Source organism: Piscinibacter sp., assembly GCF_047600445.1.
In the GTDB taxonomy this organism is placed as follows: domain Bacteria; phylum Pseudomonadota; class Gammaproteobacteria; order Burkholderiales; family Burkholderiaceae_C; genus Piscinibacter.
Genome location: NZ_JASGKT010000001.1, coordinates 121,760 through 139,708, shown reverse-complemented (window position 1 = coordinate 139,708; position 17,949 = coordinate 121,760). Strand labels below are relative to the sequence as shown.

19 protein-coding genes and 1 pseudogene are annotated in these 17,949 nt (G+C 70.8%); 18 read left to right on the top strand and 2 right to left on the bottom strand.

The window, feature by feature from the left end; translation table 11 throughout:
- Window positions 1-84: 84 nt before the first annotated feature.
- From QM792_RS00680 to QM792_RS00645, 8 genes are all read left to right on the top strand, one after another.
- A complete protein-coding gene (locus QM792_RS00680) occupies window positions 85-1,242 on the top strand; it encodes a PLP-dependent aminotransferase family protein (RefSeq protein ID WP_415147247.1) in 1,158 nt (385 codons plus the stop codon).
- On the top strand, window positions 1,239-2,072 hold the full coding sequence (locus tag QM792_RS00675) for a PhzF family phenazine biosynthesis protein (protein WP_415147246.1): 834 nt from the start codon (window positions 1,239-1,241) through the stop codon (window positions 2,070-2,072). Before QM792_RS00680 ends, QM792_RS00675 begins: the two co-directional genes overlap by 4 nt.
- Window positions 2,069-2,665 (top strand): VOC family protein, encoded by a 597-nt coding sequence (locus QM792_RS00670; RefSeq protein ID WP_415147245.1) that lies wholly within the window; start codon window positions 2,069-2,071, stop codon window positions 2,663-2,665. The genes QM792_RS00675 and QM792_RS00670 overlap by 4 nt, the downstream gene beginning before the upstream one ends.
- Window positions 2,662-3,633, top strand: coding sequence for a threonine dehydratase (locus QM792_RS00665; protein ID WP_415147244.1), 972 nt, complete (start codon window positions 2,662-2,664; stop codon window positions 3,631-3,633). Before QM792_RS00670 ends, QM792_RS00665 begins: the two co-directional genes overlap by 4 nt.
- Before the next feature lie 62 nt (window positions 3,634-3,695).
- The gene (locus tag QM792_RS00660; RefSeq protein ID WP_415147243.1) at window positions 3,696-4,214 is read left to right on the top strand and encodes a GNAT family N-acetyltransferase; all 519 of its coding nucleotides are present in this window, start codon (window positions 3,696-3,698) and stop codon (window positions 4,212-4,214) included.
- Between the two features lie 44 nt (window positions 4,215-4,258).
- Window positions 4,259-5,065 carry an HpcH/HpaI aldolase family protein gene (locus QM792_RS00655; RefSeq protein WP_415147242.1) on the top strand — a complete coding sequence of 269 codons (807 nt, stop codon included), beginning with the start codon at window positions 4,259-4,261 and terminating at the stop codon, window positions 5,063-5,065.
- A gap of 77 nt (window positions 5,066-5,142) precedes the next feature.
- Window positions 5,143-6,009 carry an aldose 1-epimerase gene (locus QM792_RS00650; protein WP_415147241.1) on the top strand — a complete coding sequence of 289 codons (867 nt, stop codon included), beginning with the start codon at window positions 5,143-5,145 and terminating at the stop codon, window positions 6,007-6,009.
- Window positions 6,006-6,908 carry an SMP-30/gluconolactonase/LRE family protein gene (locus QM792_RS00645; protein ID WP_415147239.1) on the top strand — a complete coding sequence of 301 codons (903 nt, stop codon included), beginning with the start codon at window positions 6,006-6,008 and terminating at the stop codon, window positions 6,906-6,908. Before QM792_RS00650 ends, QM792_RS00645 begins: the two co-directional genes overlap by 4 nt.
- Before the next feature lie 143 nt (window positions 6,909-7,051).
- Here QM792_RS00645 and QM792_RS00640 read toward each other — a convergent pair.
- Both QM792_RS00640 and QM792_RS00635 read right to left on the bottom strand, forming a co-directional pair.
- A pseudogene (locus tag QM792_RS00640) lies at window positions 7,052-7,519 on the bottom strand (redoxin domain-containing protein); the annotation flags it as partial.
- 22 nt (window positions 7,520-7,541) lie between these two features.
- Window positions 7,542-9,650 carry a protein-disulfide reductase DsbD family protein gene (locus tag QM792_RS00635; protein ID WP_415147238.1) on the bottom strand — a complete coding sequence of 703 codons (2,109 nt, stop codon included), beginning with the start codon at window positions 9,648-9,650 and terminating at the stop codon, window positions 7,542-7,544.
- 202 nt (window positions 9,651-9,852) lie between these two features.
- On the opposite strand from QM792_RS00635, the gene QM792_RS00630 reads away from it, so the two are divergent.
- The 10 genes from QM792_RS00630 (at window position 9,853) to QM792_RS00585 (ending at window position 17,946) form a co-directional block, all read left to right on the top strand.
- A complete protein-coding gene (locus QM792_RS00630) occupies window positions 9,853-10,332 on the top strand; it encodes an ATP synthase subunit I (RefSeq protein WP_415147237.1) in 480 nt (159 codons plus the stop codon).
- Between the two features lie 25 nt (window positions 10,333-10,357).
- Window positions 10,358-11,209, top strand: a complete 852-nt coding sequence (gene atpB, locus QM792_RS00625) for a F0F1 ATP synthase subunit A (protein WP_415147236.1) — start codon at window positions 10,358-10,360, stop codon at window positions 11,207-11,209.
- A 56-nt stretch (window positions 11,210-11,265) separates the two neighbouring features.
- Entirely contained in the window at window positions 11,266-11,529 is a 264-nt protein-coding gene (atpE, locus tag QM792_RS00620; protein WP_293433262.1) for a F0F1 ATP synthase subunit C, read from the top strand.
- Between the two features lie 49 nt (window positions 11,530-11,578).
- A complete protein-coding gene (locus QM792_RS00615; RefSeq protein WP_415147235.1) occupies window positions 11,579-12,049 on the top strand; it encodes a F0F1 ATP synthase subunit B in 471 nt (156 codons plus the stop codon).
- Window positions 12,050-12,051: 2 nt separating this feature from the next.
- Window positions 12,052-12,585, top strand: coding sequence for a F0F1 ATP synthase subunit delta (locus QM792_RS00610; RefSeq protein ID WP_415147234.1), 534 nt, complete (start codon window positions 12,052-12,054; stop codon window positions 12,583-12,585).
- A 31-nt stretch (window positions 12,586-12,616) separates the two neighbouring features.
- Window positions 12,617-14,170, top strand: coding sequence for a F0F1 ATP synthase subunit alpha (gene atpA, locus QM792_RS00605; protein WP_415147232.1), 1,554 nt, complete (start codon window positions 12,617-12,619; stop codon window positions 14,168-14,170).
- A 22-nt stretch (window positions 14,171-14,192) separates the two neighbouring features.
- Window positions 14,193-15,071, top strand: a complete 879-nt coding sequence (gene atpG, locus QM792_RS00600) for a F0F1 ATP synthase subunit gamma (protein WP_415147231.1) — start codon at window positions 14,193-14,195, stop codon at window positions 15,069-15,071.
- A 34-nt stretch (window positions 15,072-15,105) separates the two neighbouring features.
- Window positions 15,106-16,518: a F0F1 ATP synthase subunit beta gene (gene atpD / locus QM792_RS00595; protein WP_415147230.1), complete on the top strand. Its 1,413-nt coding sequence runs from the start codon at window positions 15,106-15,108 to the stop codon at window positions 16,516-16,518.
- Between the two features lie 12 nt (window positions 16,519-16,530).
- Window positions 16,531-16,947 (top strand): F0F1 ATP synthase subunit epsilon, encoded by a 417-nt coding sequence (locus QM792_RS00590; protein WP_415147229.1) that lies wholly within the window; start codon window positions 16,531-16,533, stop codon window positions 16,945-16,947.
- A gap of 333 nt (window positions 16,948-17,280) precedes the next feature.
- On the top strand, window positions 17,281-17,946 hold the full coding sequence (locus QM792_RS00585; RefSeq protein ID WP_415147228.1) for a GntR family transcriptional regulator: 666 nt from the start codon (window positions 17,281-17,283) through the stop codon (window positions 17,944-17,946).
- The last annotated feature ends 3 nt before the right edge of the window (window positions 17,947-17,949 follow it).

Below are 17,949 nucleotides of genomic sequence, written 5' to 3'. Positions count from 1 at the left end.
GTGCGATGTCAGATTCGGCAAAGTGTACTGCTGCTGTGCTGGTGGCGTGCCTAGACTGCGGGCAGCACTTCGGAGAACCCACGCATGAGCTTCGTCCTTGCCCGCCGCGCCGAGCGCATGAACCCCTCGGTGATCCGCGAGATCCTCAAGCTCACCGAGAAGCCCGGCATCGTCTCGCTGGCCGGCGGCCTGCCGGCGCCGGAGGGCTTTCCGGTCGAGGCGATGCGCGCGGCCTGCGAGCGCGTGCTGCGCGACACTCCCGGCGAGGCGCTGCAGTACGCCGCCAGCGAGGGCTTCGGCCCGCTGCGCGAGTGGGTGGCCGCCGAGATGGGCGCGCAGGGGCTGGCCTGCGAGGCCTCGCAGGTGCTGATCACCACCGGCTCGCAGCAGGGGCTGGACCTGGCCGGCAAGCTGCTGATCGACGCCGGCAGCAGCGTGGCCGTCGAGCGGCCCACCTACCTGGGCGCCTTGCAGGCCTTCGCGCCCTACGAACCCGAGGTGATCTCTATCGAGGGCGACGACGACGGCCCGCTGCCCGACGCGCTGGCCGCCGCGCGCTTCGTGTACCTGCTGCCGAACTTCCAGAACCCGAGCGGGCGCTGCCTCAGCGCGGCGCGGCGCCACGCGCTGGCCGACGCGGCGCAGGCGCTGGGCCTGCCGGTCGTCGAGGACAACCCCTACGGCGAGCTGTGGTTCGACGCCGCGCCGCCGCCGCCGCTGGCCGCGCGCGCGCCCGGCAACACGATCTACCTCGGCTCCTTCTCCAAGGTGCTGGCGCCCGGGCTGCGCCTGGGCTACATCGTCGCGCCCAAGGCGATCTTCCCCAAGCTGCTGCAGGCCAAGCAGGCGGCCGACCTGCACACGCCGGGCTTCAACCAGCGCGTGGTGCACGAGGTGGTGCGCGACGGCTTCCTGCGCGAGCACCTGCCGGCGGTGCGCGCGCGCTACCGGGCGCAGCGCGACGCGATGCGCGATGCGCTGCAGCGCCACCTGCCGGCGGGCTGCCGCTGGAGCGTGCCGGCCGGCGGCATGTTCTTCTGGCTCGAGCTGCCCGAGGGCGTGGACGCCACCGCGCTGCTGCCGGCGGCGGTGGCCAGGGGCATGGCCTACGTGCCCGGCGCGGCCTTCTTCGCCGACCACGCCAGGGCGAACACGCTGCGGCTGAGCTTCGTCACCGTGCCGCCGGACGACATCGAGCGCGGCGTGGCGCTGCTGGCGCAGACCTTGAAGGAGAACGCGTGAGCAGCAGGCGTTTCACCCAGCTCGATGTCTTCACGGCCCAGCCCTTGAAAGGCAACCCGCTGGCGGTGGTGCACGACGCGCAGGGCCTGGGCGACGCGCAGATGGCCGCCTTCGCGCGCTGGACCAACCTGAGCGAAACCACCTTCCTGCTGCCGCCGACGCGAGAAGGCGCCGACTACCGCGTGCGCATCTTCACGCCCGACCGCGAGCTGCCCTTCGCCGGCCACCCGACGCTGGGCAGTTGCCACGCCTGGCTGGCCGCCGGCGGCCGGCCGCAGCGCGACGCCGAGGTGGTGCAGGAGTGCGGCGTCGGCCGGGTGCGCGTGCGCCGCGATGGCACGCGCCTGGCCTTCGCCGCGCCGCCGCTGCGCCGCGCCGGCGCGGTCGACGAAGCGACGCTCGCGCAGATCGCGCGCGGCCTGAAGCTCCCGCGCGAGGCGATCCGCGCGTCGAACTGGGTCGCCAACGGTCCGCAGTGGGTGGCGGTGATGCTCGGCTCGCGCGACGAGCTGCTGGCGCTGGCGCCCGACTTCGCCGCGCTGGGCGAGCTGGAACTGGGTGTCGTCGCGCCCTGGCCGGGCGGCGAGGCCGACATCGAGGTGCGCGCCTTCGTGCCGACGCTGGGCGTGCAGGAAGATCCGGTCACCGGCAGCCTGAACGCCGGCCTGGCGCAGTGGCTGATCGGCAGCGGCGTGCTGCCGCCGCGCTACCTGGCCTCGCAGGGCACGGCGCTGGGGCGCGCCGGGCGCGTGCACGTCGAGCAGCGCGACGGCGGGATCTGGGTCGGCGGCGACAGCGTCGTGCTGGTCGACGGGCGGGTGAGCCTGTGAACCGGCCGCTCGACCACCTGGTGATCGGCGCGGCCACGCTGGAGCAGGGCGCGGCGTGGTGCGAAGCCAGCTTCGGCGTCGCGCCCGGCCCGGGCGGCAAGCATGCGCTGATGGGCACGCACAACCGGCTGCTGGCGCTGTCGTCGCCGGACTTTCCACGCAGCTACCTGGAGATCATCGCGATCGACCCCGAGGCGCCGGCGCCCGCGCGGCGGCGCTGGTTCGACCTCGACGACGCGGCGCTGCAAGCCGCGCTGGCGCGCGGCCCGCGCCTGATCCACTGGGTGGCGCGCTGCGACGACCTCGCCGCCGAATGCGCCGCCTCGGCCGCGGCCGGGCTGGACCGCGGCGAGATCCTGGCCGCCGAGCGCGCCACGCCGCACGGGCTGCTGCGCTGGCGCATCGCGGTGCGCGCCGACGGCCGCCGCCCGGCCGGCGGCACGCAGCCGACGCTGATCGAATGGGGCGACATGCACCCCGCCGACCACCTGCCGCCCAGCCCGCTGCGGCTGGCCGCGTTCGACGCGGCGGCGGTCGTCGCGCAGATCGACTCCCCGCACGGCCGCATCCACCTCGAAGGACTCCTCGCATGACGCTGCCCGACCGTGATTCGCTGCTGCGCGCGCTCGAACTGGTGCGCCAGGCCATGCCGCCCACGCCGCAGCAGCGCTGGCCGCTGCTGGACGCGCGCTGCGGCGCGCAGGTATGGGTCAAGCACGAGAACCACACGCCGGTGGGCGCCTTCAAGCTGCGCGGCGGGCTGGTCTACATGGACGCGCTGCTGCGGCGCGAGCCCGGCGTGCGCGCCGTGATGAGCGCCACGCGCGGCAACCACGGCCAGTCGATCGCCTTCGCCGCGGCGCGCCACGGCCTGCGCGCCACCATCGTCGTGCCGCACGGCAACTCGGTGGAGAAGAACGCCGCGATGCGCGCGCTCGGCGCCGAACTGGTCGAGCACGGCGACGACTTCCAGGCGGCGCGCGAGCACGCCGTGGCGCTGGCCGCCGAACGCGGCGCGCACATGGTGCCCTCGTTCGACGTCGACCTGGTGCGCGGCGTGGCGACCTGCTGGATGGAGTTCTTCGCCCACTTCGCGCGCGGCGAGGCGCCCGAGGTCGTGTTCGTGCCCATCGGCCTGGGCTCGGGCATCTGCGCCTGCGCGGCGGCGCGCGCCGCCAGCGGCGTGGCCACGCGCATCGTCGGCGTGGTGTCGGCGCACGCGCCGGCCTACCGGCTGTCGTTCGAGGCCGGCCGGCCCGTCGAGGCGCCGGTGACGACGCAGCTCGCCGACGGCATGGCCTGCCGCGTGCCCGAGCCGCAGGCGCTGGACATCATCCGCCGCGAGGTCGACGCGGTCGTGAGCGTCAGCGACGACGAGGTCGCCGCGGCGATGCGCGCGCTGTTCGCCGACACCCACAACGTCGCCGAAGGCGCCGGCGCGGCCGCGCTCGCCGCGCTGCTGCGGCAGCGCGCGCACTGGGCGGGCCGGCGCGTCGGCCTGGCGCTCAGCGGCGGCAACGTCGACAGCGCGGTGTTCGCGCGCGTGCTGGCCACGGGCTGACAAAACGCATACAAACCCGCATGCCGCGCCGGGCGCGGCGCCGGAGCGGTTATCGTCGCGGCATGACCGCTGACATGGGCCCCGACATACGGCTCGTCACGCCCGATGGCCCCGAAGCGCTCGCGGCCGTGCGCACGATCTTCCGCGAGTACGCCGAAGGCCTGGGCGTGGACCTGGAATTCCAGGGTTTCGAGGACGAACTGGCCACGCTGCCCGGCGACTACGCCGCGCCGGCCGGGCAGTTGCTGCTGGCGCTGGTCGACGGCGAGGTGGCCGGCTGCGGCGCGCTGCGCGCGCTGCACGATGTCGACCACGCCAACGCCTGCGAGATGAAGCGCCTGTACGTGCGCCCGGCGTTCCGCCGCTTCGGCCTGGGCCGGCGCCTGGCCGAGGCGCTGATGGACGAGGCGCGCCGCTGCGGCTACTCGGTGATGCTGCTCGACACGCTCGACGACATGGAGGCCGCGCGCGAGCTGTACGCCTCGCTCGGCTTCTTCGAGACCGCGCCCTACTACTTCAACCCCCTGCCTGGCGCGCACTACCTGCGCGCCGACCTCGGGGACGTCTCGAGCCGCTACTGAGCGCCGCTGCCGAGACCCCGAACGAACGCCGAAAGGAGGCCGCCATGAACCCGTTCCGGCAACTGCTCAAGTCCGCCGGCGCCCATCCGCCGGTGGGCACCTGGGTGATGTCCGCCAGCCCGCTGGTGGCCGAGGCCACCGGCCACGCCGGCTTCGACTGGGCCGTGCTCGACATGGAGCACTCGCCGCTGGACGTGATGGAGGTGCTGCAGATGCTGCAGGCGCTGTCGTGCACGAAGATGGTTCCCATCGTGCGCGTGGCCTGGAACGACGCGGTGCTGGTCAAGCGCGTGCTCGACGCCGGCGCGACCACGGTGATGTTCCCCTTCGTGCAGAACGCCACCGAGGCGCAGCGCGCCGTGGCCGCCACGCGCTACCCGCCGCAGGGCGTGCGCGGCATCTCGGCGATGAGCCGCGCCAGCCGCTTCGGCACCGCGCCGAACTACATCGCCAACGCCAACAAGGGCATGGGCGTGATCGTGCAGCTCGAGAGCGCGCAGGCGATCGGCCAGCTCGAGGCGATCGCCGCGGTCGACGGCGTCGACGCCCTGTTCATCGGGCCGGCCGACCTGTCGGCCTCGATGGGCCACACCGGCCACAGCGCGCACCCGGCGGTGATGGACCTGATGGCGCAGGCGGTGCTGCGCTGCAAGGCCGTGGGCAAGCCGATCGGCACCATCGGCGCCAGCCCGGAGACGGTGGCGCAGTACCGCGCGGCGGGTTTCGACTACGTCGCGGTCGGCTCCGACCTCGGGCTGTACATGCAGGGGGCGCGCGCGGCGATCGCGGCGCTGCGCACGGCCGGCAGCGAGCACGTGCATTCGGTGTCGTCGGGGACACGGGGCGACTGATCCATGAAGACTTCCTTCGTCATGCTGTCGCGGGCCGAGCGCCGGGCCGCTCCCAAGCCGGCCCAGGAGCTGTCGTCATGACCGCACACGCTTCGACGGACCACAGCTTCGAACTGCATGCCGGCGCCTTGCGCCTGGCGCTGCGCCCCGATCTCGGCGGCTGCATCGCCGGCTTCTGGCACGGCGAGACGCCCATCCTGCGCAGCAGCGAGCCCACCGAGCTGCCGAGCGCGCGCGCCTCGGCCTGTTATCCGCTGCTGCCGTACTCGAACCGCATCGGCCACGCGCGCTTCCGCTGGAAGGGGCAGGACCACACGACGCGGCCCAACTTCGGCGACGGCCCGCACTCGGTGCACGGCGTCGGCTGGCAGCGCGCCTGGGAGACGGTGTCGTCGAGCGCGCTCGAAGTGGTGCTGCGCCTGCGCCACGCGCCCGATGCCGACTGGCCGTTCGCGTTCGAGGCCAGCCAGTACTTCACGCTGAGCCCGCGCGCGCTGCACGTCGAGATGGTGCTGACCAACCTCGCCGACACGGCGCAGCCGGCCGGCCTGGGCTGGCACCCGTACTTCCCCAAGCGCGCGCGCAGCCGGCTGCACGCCGAGGTGGCCGGCCGCTGGGACAAGGACGCGCTGCAACTGCCGGTGCGCAAGGTGGCGCAGCCGGGCATCGACGGCGACATCGCGCACCTCGACTTCGACCACTGCTTCGACGGCTGGCGCGGCGCCGCGCGCATCCGCGACGAGCGCTTCTCGCTGCAGCTCAGCTCGTCGCTCGACCGGCTGGTGGTCTACACGCCGCAGACCCGCGACTACTTCTGCGTCGAGCCGGTCAGCCACGTCAGCAACGCGATCCACATGGCCGAGGCGCTCGCCCACGGCCTGCGCAGCCTGGCGCCGGGCGAGAGCCTGCGCGCCTGGATGCAGCTCGACGTCGGCGTGCTGTGAGCGACGCGCCGCGGATCCGCGTCGCGGTCGCCGAGCCGGCGCTGCTCGGCGAATCGCCGTTCTGGCATCCGCGCGAGGCGGCGCTCTATTACGTCGACATCGCCGGCCGGCGCCTGTGCCGCTTCGACGCCGCGCGCGGCGCGCTGCGGCACTGGGACCTGGACAGCGAACCCGGAAGCTGCGCACCCTGCCTGGACGGCACGCTGCTGCTGGCGATGCGCGACGGCCTGTACCGCTTCGACCCGGCCCGCGGCGCGCGCACGCTGCTGGCGCCGCCGCCCTACGACCCGGCGCACGAGCGCTTCAACGACGGCAAGTGCGACCCGCAGGGGCGCTTCTGGGCCGGCACGCTCTACGAGCCGCGCGATGCGGCGCGGGCGACGCTGCACTGCTGGACCGACGGCCGGCTGGTCGAGCGCGCCGGCGGCGCCACCGTCGCCAACGGCCTGGCCTGGAGCCCGAACGGCCGCACCCTGTACTGGGCCGACACCAAGGCGCACACCATCCACGCCTTCGACTTCGACCCCGCCGCCGGCGAGCTCAGCGGCCGGCGCGTGTTCGCTCGTTTCGAGCCCAAGCGCGCGGGCCAGTCGCTGGACCGCTACGGCGGCCGGCCCGACGGCGCGGCCGTCGACGCCGAGGGCTGCTACTGGGTGGCGATGTTCGAGGGCCAGCGCCTGCTGCGCCTGGCGCCCGACGGCGCAATCCTGCGCGAGATCACGCTGCCGGTGCGCTGCGCCACCATGCCCTGCTTCGGCGGCGCCGACCTGAAGACCGTCTACCTGACCACCGCGCGCCAGAATCGCCCGGCGGCCGAACTCGCCGCCCAGCCCTGGGCCGGCTGCGTGCTGGCCTTCGAGGTCGACGTGCCGGGACTGCCGGTCAACTTCGCCGCGTGATCAGTCGCCCCGTACTTGACCGGGCAGCCGTAGGCCTGCGTGACGGGCTTGCTCACCGGCTGGCCCGAGCTCACCTCGGCCACCGCCTGCTCGACGTAGTTGGTGGCGGACGGGATGTCGGCCGGGTTGGTGCCCGGCTTGCTGTCGATCGCGCCGGCGTAGACCAGCGTGCCCTTCGGGTCGATCACGTACATGTGCGGCGTCGTGCGCGCGCCGTAGCTGCGGCCGAGCGTGCCCTCGGTGTCCACCAGCGTCGCGCTCGGCGCGGCGCCGCGGTCCTTCATCCAGGCGGCCAGCACGATGGGCTCGCGGTAGTCGGCCGAGCCCCGGTGCGTGGAGTTGATCGCCAGCCACACCACGCCCTTGGCCGCCGCGCTCTTCTGCGTGGCCTGCATGTTGGCGCTGTCGTAGTGCTTGCGCACGAAGGGGCAGCCGGGGTTGAACCATTCCAGCACCACCGTCTTGCCCTTGAAGTCGGCCAGCGAGACGGTCTTGCCGCTGACATCGACGGCGCTAAAGGCCGGCGCGGCCTGTCCCACGGAGACGGCCAAGGCCGAGGCCGAGGCGGCGAGCGCGGCCACGGCGGCGGCGCTGCGGAGCAAGGTCTTCATGGGGGCATCTCCTTGTACTGCTTCAGAGGCTGGCCAGGGCGTCGCGGACTTCGCGCACGCTGAGGATTTCGCCGAGCACACGCGGCGCGCCGTCGCGACCGTAAAAAGCATACACCGGCACGCCGTTGCGCCCGAAGGTGGCGAGCGCGGCGGTGATGGCCGGGTCGCGGCGCGTCCAGTCGGCGCGCAGCAGCACCACGCCGCGCGCGGCGAAGTCGGCCAGCACGGCCGCGTCGGCCAGCGTGGTGCGCTTGTTGTACTGGCAGGTCACGCACCAGGCGGCGGTGAAGTCGACGAACACCGGCGTGCCGGCGGCGCGCAGCTCGGCCACGCGCTGCTCGCTCCACGGCTGCCAGAGCGTCTCCGCCGCGCCGCCGCGCGCCGGGCCGCCGGCCGCCGAGGCCTGGAAGGCCGGCAGCATCCACGACAGCGCCGCCGCGACGGCCAGCGCGCCCAGCAGCCCGAGGCCGGCGCGCGCGATGCGGCCCATGCCCGGCGTGGCCAGCGCCCAGGCGACGAAGGCCAGCGCCAGCAGCAGCGCCAGCAGCGCGGCGGCGCCGTCGATGCCGCTCTGCTGGCCGATCACCCACACCAGCCAGATCACCGTGGCGAACATCGGGAAGGCCATCAGCGCCTTGAAACGCGCCATCCACGCGCCGGGCCGCGGCAGCAGCGCCGCCAGGCCGGGCCACAGGCTGGCCGCCAGGTAGGGCAGGGCCATGCCCAGCCCGAGCGCGGCGAACACCGCCAGCGCCTGCGCGGCCGGCAGCGTGACCGCCAGGCCCAGCGAGGCGCCCATGAAGGGCGCGGTGCAGGGCGAGGCCACCGCCACCGCGAGCACGCCGGTCAGCAGCGAATCGACGATAGGGTGGCGCGCGCGCAGGCTGGCCAGGCCGCTGGGCAGCACCGAGCCGAACTCGAACACGCCGGCGAGGTTCAGGCCGATCAGCGTGAACAGCGCGGCCAGCAGCGCGATCACCGCCGGCGACTGCAACTGGAAGCCCCAGCCGAGCTGCTCGCCGCCGGCGCGCAGCGCCAGCAGCAGGCCGGCCAGCGCGACGAAGGACAGCAGCACGCCGGCCGTGTAGGCGAGGCCGCCCAGCGCCAGCGCGCGCCGGTCGCCGGCATGCGCGGCGAACCCCAGCACCTTCAGCGACAGCACCGGGAACACACAGGGCATCAGGTTGAGCAGCGCGCCGCCGAGCAAGGCGAACAGCAGCGCCAGGCCCAGCCCGGGGGATGCGGTGCCGCCGCCGGGCGCGGCGGCGGGCGCCGGCGCCGGCGTCGCGCCGGCCGTGGGCCAGGAGCCGGCGATGTCGAAGCCGATGCGCACGCCGGCCTCGTCGCCGGCGGCGACCAGCACCGCGTCCATGCGCGCCGGCGCCTCGAAGCGCTGGTCGGACAGCGGCACGCGCACGCGCCAGCGCGTGCCGTCCCAGGCGGCCGGGCGCGGCAGCGCGTTGTCGAGCACGCCGCCCGTTTCGGGGAAGAACGCGATCTCGCGGCCGGCCCAGGCCGCGGGCAGCCCGCCGACTTCCAGCGCCAGGCCGTCGGCGCCCACCGTGGCGGACGCCTTGGCCTCGGCCAGCGCGCGCGGGCGCGCGGCCAGCGCCGCCTCGAAGTCGGCGCCGTGGGCCGCGAAGGCGGTGCGCGCCGGGATGTCGAGCGCGAAGTCGCCGCCCTCGGGAATGCAGACGTCCTTGCACACCAGCCAGTCGGCGCGCAGCTTGACGCTCAGCACTTCGCCGCTGAAGCCCGCCGGCACCTCGACCTTGACCGGCAGCAGCACCCGGCCTTCGTAGCCGTGGTTCATCAGCGGCCCGATCGGCAGCCGGCGTGGCGTCGGCCACTCGATCTCGCCGGCTGCGAAGCCGGCTGGCAGCGTCCAGGCCAGCGTGGTGGGCAGGCCGGAGTCGCCCGGGTTCTTCCAGTAGGTGTGCCAGTGCGGCTGGTGTTCGAGGGCCAGGCCCAGCCACAGCGGCTGGCCCGGCACCACGCCCTGCGGCGCGTGCGCCACCAGTTCGGCGCGCACCTGTTCGGTGGCGACCGTCGCGCTGCCGCCGGGCAGGGCGGCGGCGGCCAGCGGCAGCAGCGAGACGAGGGCGGCAAGCAGGACGCGCGGCAGACGCATGGCGTGGCGGGCAGGTGGTGGGCGGAAGGCGGGACCGGGCCGGATTGTCGATCCGGATGAATGGTCAAGCGTGACGTAAGGCAACCGCCCCACCATGCGCGCCGCAGCCCGGCCGAAGCCGTCGGATCCGGGGGCGGTCGAAAAGACCGGGTAACCACGTATAATTCCGAGGCTTTGCTGCAAGCAGACGTGACCGCGCACCATGACCGACACGATCGACCACGGTGCGAAGAAGTACGCCAGCCTTGCAGGTGAGGCACAGGACGAGCCGTTCAAGACCCTGTCGCGCGAGGAAGCGCGGGCCTTGAGGGCGCGTCTCCCGCAGGTCTCGCCCTGGCGGGTCGTCGCGGCGCAGGCCGCGGCGGGGTTGTTGTGCACGGCCATCGTCTGGCTGGTCACGCAACACAGCGGGTCGGCCTGGTCGGCGCTCTACGGTGCGCTGGCCGTGGCCTTGCCGGGCGCCTTGCTGGCGCGCGGCATGACAAGAAGAAGAGGGGCGGGCTCCCCGGTGGCTGCGGCCGCGGGGTTCCTGTTCTGGGAGATGCTGAAGATCGGGGTGGCCATCGCCATGCTCGTGATCGCGGCGAGGGTGGTGCCCGGCTTGAGCTGGCCCGTCCTGCTGATCACGATGGTGGTGTGCATGAAAGTGAACTGGGTCGCGCTGCTGTGGCGCGCCCGTTGATCGACAACGAATTCGGGAAGACGAGATGTCAGCAGAAGGCACAGCGCACGCGCCGACCGCCGGTGAATACATCGTTCACCACCTGCACCACCTGCAGGCCGGCCACCAGAAGGCCGTGGTCGACTTCTCGGTGATCAACCTCGATTCCGTCTTCTGGTCGGTGCTGCTGGGCGCGCTGGGCTGCTGGCTGCTGTGGCTGGCCGCGCGCAAGGCCACCTCCGGCGTGCCGGGGCGCTTCCAGGCCGCCGTCGAGGTGCTGGTCGACATGGTCGATTCCCAGGCCAAGGGCATCGTGCACAACGCCACCAGCCGCAAGCTGGTCGCGCCGCTGGCGCTGACGGTGTTCGTCTGGATCTTCCTGATGAACGCGATGGACCTGCTGCCTGTCGACCTGATCCCCTGGCTGTGGCAGAAGCTGCAGGGCAACCACGACGCCTACATGCGCGTCGTGCCGACCGCCGACCTGTCGATCACGATGGGCCTGTCGCTGGGCGTGCTGATCGTCTGCCTGGTCTACAACGTCAAGATCAAGGGCGCGGGCGGCTGGGTGCACGAGCTGTTCACCGCGCCGTTCGGCAGCCACCCGCTGCTGTACCCGGTCAACTTCCTGATGCAGATCATCGAGTTCGTCGCCAAGACGGTCTCGCACGGCATGCGGCTGTTCGGCAACATGTACGCCGGCGAGCTGATCTTCATGCTGATCGCGCTGATGGGCGGCGCCTTCGCGCTGTCGGGCACCGGCATCGCCCTGTTCCTCGGCCACATCGTCGCGGGCTCGGTGTGGGCCATCTTCCACATCCTGATCATCACGCTGCAGGCCTTCGTGTTCATGATGCTCACGCTGGTCTACGTCGGTCAGGCCCACGACGCGCACTGATCCGCGCACCTTCTTTTCCTTCCCCCTTTTCTTTCTCAATCCAATAAGGAGCCACCATGGAAGTCATTAGCTTTGTTGCCCTCGCCGCCGGCCTGATCATCGGTCTGGGCGCCATCGGCGCCTGCGTCGGCATCGGCATCATGGGCAGCAAGTACCTCGAGTCGGCCGCGCGCCAGCCCGAGCTGATGAACGAGCTGCAGACCAAGATGTTCCTGCTGGCCGGCCTGATCGACGCGGCCTTCATCATCGGCACCGGTATCGCGCTGTGGTTCGCCACCGCCAACCCGTTCCTGGCCCAGATCGCCAACCTGCCGAAGTAAGCCGTCGCCGCCTTCGCGCGACATCCCCCGACGTTTCAAAGGCAACAACGTGAGCATCAACGCTACGCTGATTGCGCAGTTGATCGTCTTCCTGATCCTGGTGTGGTTCACGATGAAGTTCGTGTGGCCGCCGATCACGAAGGCGCTCGACGAGCGTGCGCAGAAGATCGCCGACGGCCTGTCGGCCGCCGACAAGGCCAAGGCCGACCTCGCCGCCGCCAACAAGCGGGTCGAGGAGCAGCTCTCGGCCGCCCGCAACGACGCCCAGCAGCGCCTGGCCGACGCCGAGCGCCTGGCGCAGCAGATGATCGAGGAGGCCAAGGGCCGCGCGTCCGACGAGGGCGCCAAGATCATCGCCGCCGCCCGCGCCGAGGCCGAGCAGGAAGCCGTCAAGGCGCGCGAGGCGCTGCGCGACCAGGTCGCCGCGCTGGCGGTCAAGGGCGCCGAGCAGATCCTGCGCAAGGAGGTCAACGCCTCCGTGCACGCCGAACTGCTCAACCGTCTCAAGGCGGAGCTCTGAGCATGGCCGAGCTGGCAACCATCGCCCGGCCGTATGCCGAAGCGCTGTTCAAGGCGATCGCGCCGAACGACGCGGCGGCCGTCTCCGAGCAGGTGAACGCGCTCGCCGCGGTCGCCGGCAACGAGCAGGTGCGCCAGTTCGCCGACAACCCGAAGGTGCCGCCGCAGCAGGTGTTCGAGCTGGTCACCGCCGCGGCCAAGGCCTTCCTGGGCGACGGCGCGAAGAACCTGCTGCGCACCGTGATCGACAACGGCCGCCTCGCGGCGCTGCCGGAGATCGCCGCGCAGTTCCACGCGCTGGTCAACGCCCGCTCCGGCGTGTCCGACGCCTCGGTGCTCAGCGCCTTCCCGATCGACGCCGCGCAGCTCCAGCAGGTGGTGGCCTCGCTGGAGAAGCGCTTCGGCCGCAAGCTCAAGGCGAGCGTCGCGGTCGACCCGTCGCTGATCGGCGGCATCCGCGTGACGGTCGGCGACGAGGTGCTCGACACCTCGGTCAAGGCGCGTCTCGAACAAATGAAGGCGGTGCTGTCCGCGTAAGCGCGCGGCCAGGAACGTCCCGGAGAACGACATGAATCTGAATCCCGCAGAGATTTCCGAACTGATCAAGAGCCGCATCGAGGGCCTAGGCGCTTCGGCGGACATCAAGAACCAGGGCACGGTGGTGTCGGTGACCGACGGCATCTGCCGCGTGCACGGCCTGTCCGACGTGATGGCCGGCGAAATGCTCGAGTTCCCCGCCGGCAGCGACGGCCAGCCGACCTTCGGCCTGGCGCTGAACCTCGAGCGCGACTCGGTCGGCGCGGTGATCCTGGGCGAGTACGAGCACATCTCCGAGGGCGACACCGTCAAGTGCACGGGCCGCATCCTGGAAGTGCCGGTCGGCCCCGAGCTGATCGGCCGCGTCGTCAACGCGCTCGGCCAGCCGATCGACGGCAAGGGCCCGATCAACGCCAAGATGACCGACGTGATCGAGAAGGTCGCCCCGGGCGTGATCGCGCGCAAGAGCGTCGACCAGCCGGTGCAGACCGGCCTGAAGTCGATCGACACGATGGTGCCGATCGGCCGCGGCCAGCGCGAGCTGATCATCGGCGACCGCCAGACCGGCAAGACCGCGGTGGCGATCGACACGATCATCAACCAGAAGGGTCAGAACATGACCTGCGTCTACGTCGCGATCGGCCAGAAGGCTTCGTCGATCAAGAACGTGGTGCGCGCGCTCGAGCAGAACGGCGCGATGGAGTACACCATCGTCGTCGCCGCCTCGGCCTCCGAATCGGCGGCGATGCAGTACGTGTCGGCCTACTCGGGCTGCACGATGGGCGAGTACTTCCGCGACCGCGGCCAGGACGCGCTGATCATCTACGACGACCTGTCCAAGCAGGCCGTGGCCTACCGCCAGGTGTCGCTGCTGCTGCGCCGCCCGCCGGGCCGCGAAGCCTTCCCCGGCGACGTGTTCTATCTCCACAGCCGCCTGCTAGAGCGCGCCGCGCGCGTCAACGCCGACTACGTGGAAGCCTTCACCAAGGGTGAAGTGAAGGGCAAGACGGGGTCTCTCACCGCGCTGCCCGTCATCGAGACGCAGGCCGGCGACGTGTCGGCCTTCGTGCCGACCAACGTGATCTCGATCACCGACGGCCAGATCTTCCTGGAGACCAGCCTGTTCAACGCCGGCATCCGCCCCGCCATCAACGCCGGCATCTCGGTGTCGCGCGTGGGCTCGTCGGCGCAGACCAAGCTGGTCAAGGGCCTGTCGGGCGGCATCCGTACCGACCTGGCGCAATACCGCGAGCTGGCCGCCTTCGCGCAGTTCGCCTCCGACCTCGACGCCGCCACGCGCAAGCAGCTCGACCGCGGCGCGCGCGTGACCGAGCTGCTCAAGCAGCCGCAGTACTCGCCGCTGCCGATCAGCCTGATGGCCGCCTCGATCTTCGCGGTCAACAAGGGCTACATGGACGACCTCGACGTCAAGAAGGTGCTGCCCTTCGAGCACGGCCTGCACCAGCACCTGAAGTCCAGCCACGCCGGCCTGCTGGCCAAGCTGGAGAAGGACAAGGCCATGGACAAGGACGCCGAAGCGGAACTCAACAACGCCATCGCGGCGTTCAAGAAGTCGTTCGCCTGAGCACAGCGAAAGGAGCTGGACCGTGGCAGTCGGCAAGGAAATCCGCGACAAGATCAAGTCGGTGGAGAACACCAAGAAGATCACCAAGGCCATGGAAATGGTGTCGGTGTCCAAAATGCGCAAGGCGCAGGAGCGCATGCGCGCAGCGCGCCCGTACAGCGACAAGATCCGCAACATCACGGCCAACCTGTCGCAGGCCAACCCCGAGTACCACTCGCCCTACATGCGCCAGGGCGGCAACGCGAAGAAGGTCGGTTTCATCGTCGTCACGAGCGACAAGGGCCTGTGCGGCGGCCTGAACACCAACATCCTGCGCGCCGTGACGGCCAAGATGCGCGAGCTGCAGGGCGAGGGCGTGGGCGTCGAGGCGGTGGCGATCGGCAACAAGGGCTTCGGCTTCCTGAACCGCATCGGCGCCGCGGTGATCTCGCACGCCATCCAGCTCGGCGACGCGCCGCAGCTCGAGAAACTGATCGGGCCGGTCAAGGTGATGCTCGACAAGTTCGTCGCCGGCCAGCTCGACGCGGTCTACCTGTGCTTCACCCAGTTCATCAACACGATGAAGCAGGAGCCGCAGGTGCAGCAACTGCTGCCGCTGTCGGCCTCGCACCTGGAGCAGAGCGCCGCCGAGAAGGCGCAGTACGGCTGGGACTACCTCTACGAGCCGGACGCGCCCACCGTCATCGACGAGCTGCTGACGCGCTACGTCGAGGCGCTGGTCTACCAGGCCGTGGCCGACAACATGGCCTCGGAGCAGTCGGCGCGCATGGTCGCGATGAAGGCCGCGACCGACAACGCCGGCAACCTGATCGCCGAACTGAAGCTGATCTACAACAAGACCCGCCAGGCCGCGATCACCAAGGAACTCTCCGAGATCGTCGGCGGCGCGGCCGCCGTCTGATCACGCACACGAATACCGATTGAAGGAAAGACAAATGGCCAACACTCAAGCCCAGGGCAAGATCGTCCAGTGCATCGGCGCGGTCGTCGACGTCGAGTTCCCGCGTGACCGCATGCCCAAGGTCTACGACGCGCTGAAGCTCGAAGGCTCGGCGCTGACGCTGGAAGTGCAGCAGCAGCTCGGCGACGGCGTGGTTCGCACCATCGCGCTCGGTTCGTCGGACGGCCTGCGCCGCGGCCTGATGGTCAGCAACACCGGCGCCAACATCACCGTGCCGGTGGGCAAGGCGACGCTGGGTCGCATCATGGACGTGCTGGGCAACCCGATCGACGAGCGCGGCCCGGTCGACCAGACCCTGACGGCCCCCATCCACCGCAAGGCGCCGGCCTACGACGAGCTGTCGCCCTCGCAGGAACTGCTCGAAACCGGCATCAAGGTGATCGACCTGATCTGCCCGTTCGCCAAGGGCGGCAAGGTGGGCCTGTTCGGCGGCGCCGGCGTCGGCAAGACCGTCAACATGATGGAGCTGATCAACAACATCGCCAAGGCGCACTCGGGCCTGTCGGTGTTCGCCGGCGTGGGCGAGCGCACCCGCGAGGGCAACGACTTCTATCACGAGATGAGCGACTCCAAGGTCGTCGTGCAGGAGAACCTGTCCGAGTCCAAGGTGGCGATGGTGTACGGCCAGATGAACGAGCCGCCGGGCAACCGCCTGCGCGTCGCGCTGACCGGCCTGACGATCGCCGAGTCGTTCCGCGACGAGGGCAAGGACGTGCTGTTCTTCGTCGACAACATCTACCGCTACACGCTGGCCGGCACCGAGGTGTCGGCGCTGCTCGGCCGCATGCCGTCGGCGGTGGGCTACCAGCCGACGCTGGCCGAGGAAATGGGCCGCCTGCAGGAGCGCATCACCTCCACCAAGGTCGGCTCGATCACCTCGATCCAGGCCGTGTACGTGCCGGCGGATGACCTGACCGACCCGTCGCCGGCCACCACCTTCGCCCACCTGGACGCCACCGTGGTGCTGTCGCGCGACATCGCCTCGCTGGGCATCTACCCCGCGGTGGACCCGCTGGACAGCACCTCGCGCCAGATCGACCCGAACGTCGTCGGCGAGGAGCACTACTCGACCACGCGCGCCGTGCAGGCCACGCTGCAGCGCTACAAGGAACTGCGCGACATCATCGCGATCCTGGGCATGGACGAACTGAGCCCGGAAGACAAGCTGGCGGTGGCGCGCGCGCGCAAGATCCAGCGCTTCCTGTCGCAGCCTTTCCACGTCGCCGAGGTGTTCACCGGCACGGCCGGCAAGTACGTGCCGCTGAAGGAAACCATCCGCGGCTTCAAGATGATCGTCAACGGCGAGTGCGACGCGCTGCCCGAGCAGGCCTTCTACATGGTCGGCACGATCGACGAGGCCTTCGAGAAGGCGAAGAAAATCAACTAAAGGAGCCGCGCGATGGCCACCATCCACGTCGACGTCGTCTCCGCCGAAGAGAGCATCTTCTCCGGCGAGGCGAAGTTCGTCGCGCTGCCGGGCGAGGGCGGCGAGCTCGGCATCCTGCCGCGCCACACGCCGCTGATCACCCGCATCAAGCCGGGCGCGGTGCGCATAGAGCGCGCCGACAACGGGCAGGAAGAGTTCGTCTTCGTCGCCGGCGGCATCCTCGAGGTGCAGCCGAACTGCGTGACGGTGCTCGCCGACACCGCGATCCGCGGCCACGACCTCGACGAGGCCAAGGCCACCGAGGCGAAGAAGCTCGCCGAGGAAGCGATGAAGAACGCCAAGAGCGACATCGACTTCGCCGCCGCGCAAAGCGAGTTCGCGACGATGGCGGCGCAGCTCGCGGCGATCCAGAAGCTGCGCAAGAAGTAAGTCGCCTGCCGCCTGCTTCACGAGAACCCGCCCGGCGGCGACGCCCGGCGGGTTTTTCTATGGGTGCGTGCGGTGGTGATGGCGGGCGTTTCTCGATTGCATGATGTTCGCGAACGATGGGGTGCGCTTCGATAGGCGCTCACCCGCAGTGCTGGGCGTTACCATTCGCGCGGCATCGTCCGGTAGGCAATGCCCACCCGAGATAGCGCGGTTCCCGAAGGTCACAGCCGCCGACCGAGACGATCCATGCCCCGCCCGCGAACCAAGGAAGATCCATTGAGCCTGTCGAGATCCGCAGCGAAGAAAACCAAGGCGCAAGCGCGACCAGGCCGCATGCCCGTCGACGCCGAGGCGCCCGAAAGCTTGGTTGAGCAAGCCTACCTGCGCATCGAAAACGACATCGCCCGGCTGGAACTCGCGCCAGGGCAAGTGGTGTCCGAGAACATGCTCGCGAGCCGCTACGAGATCGGGCGCACGCCCATACGCGAGGCGCTGCAGCAACTCGCGCGCGAAGGGCTGGTGGTGATCCTGCCCAAGCGCGGCATCGTGATATCCGAGATCGACGTTCGCAAACAGCTGCGTCTGCTCGAGGTCAGGCGCTATATGGAGCGGTGCATCGTGCTGCTCGCGACCCGCAACGCCAACGACACGGAGCGCGCCCACTTCGCGGCCATCGCGTCCGAGATGACGGTGGCCGGCGCCAGCGAAAATGGTGAAGCATTCCTTGCGCTGGACGGTGAGTTCAACCAACTCGTGCTCGCGGCGTCGCGCAACGAGTTCGCCGTGGCCTCCATGAAGCTGACCCAGGGCTTGTCGAGGCGCTTCTGGTTCGCCTTCTATCAGAAGTCAGCGGACCTCAACCGCGCAGCGCAGTTGCATGCGGCGATCGCCGATGCAATCGCGCGCAAGGACGAAAGTGCCGCCGAGAAATCGCTCGACCAGCTCCTCGACAACGTCAAGGAGTTCACGCTCGCGACGCTCGATTCCTACCACGACTGAGCG

Bases quoted from the DNA above. Each gene is read 5' to 3' on its own strand.
- QM792_RS00660 (WP_415147243.1), top strand. From the start codon at position 3,696: ATGACCGCTGACATGGGCCCCGACATACGGCTCGTCACGCCCGATGGC.
- QM792_RS00665 (WP_415147244.1), top strand. From the start codon at position 2,662: ATGACGCTGCCCGACCGTGATTCGCTGCTGCGCGCGCTCGAACTGGTG.
- QM792_RS00585 (WP_415147228.1), top strand. From the start codon at position 17,281: ATGCCCGTCGACGCCGAGGCGCCCGAAAGCTTGGTTGAGCAAGCCTAC.
- QM792_RS00590 (WP_415147229.1), top strand. From the start codon at position 16,531: ATGGCCACCATCCACGTCGACGTCGTCTCCGCCGAAGAGAGCATCTTC.
- atpB (WP_415147236.1), top strand. From the start codon at position 10,358: ATGTCAGCAGAAGGCACAGCGCACGCGCCGACCGCCGGTGAATACATC.
- QM792_RS00680 (WP_415147247.1), top strand. From the start codon at position 85: ATGAGCTTCGTCCTTGCCCGCCGCGCCGAGCGCATGAACCCCTCGGTG.
- atpA (WP_415147232.1), top strand. From the start codon at position 12,617: ATGAATCTGAATCCCGCAGAGATTTCCGAACTGATCAAGAGCCGCATC.
- QM792_RS00650 (WP_415147241.1), top strand. From the start codon at position 5,143: ATGACCGCACACGCTTCGACGGACCACAGCTTCGAACTGCATGCCGGC.
- QM792_RS00655 (WP_415147242.1), top strand. From the start codon at position 4,259: ATGAACCCGTTCCGGCAACTGCTCAAGTCCGCCGGCGCCCATCCGCCG.
- QM792_RS00610 (WP_415147234.1), top strand. From the start codon at position 12,052: ATGGCCGAGCTGGCAACCATCGCCCGGCCGTATGCCGAAGCGCTGTTC.
- atpE (WP_293433262.1), top strand. From the start codon at position 11,266: ATGGAAGTCATTAGCTTTGTTGCCCTCGCCGCCGGCCTGATCATCGGT.
- QM792_RS00630 (WP_415147237.1), top strand. From the start codon at position 9,853: ATGACCGACACGATCGACCACGGTGCGAAGAAGTACGCCAGCCTTGCA.
- QM792_RS00635 (WP_415147238.1), bottom strand. From the start codon at position 9,650: ATGCGTCTGCCGCGCGTCCTGCTTGCCGCCCTCGTCTCGCTGCTGCCG.
- atpD (WP_415147230.1), top strand. From the start codon at position 15,106: ATGGCCAACACTCAAGCCCAGGGCAAGATCGTCCAGTGCATCGGCGCG.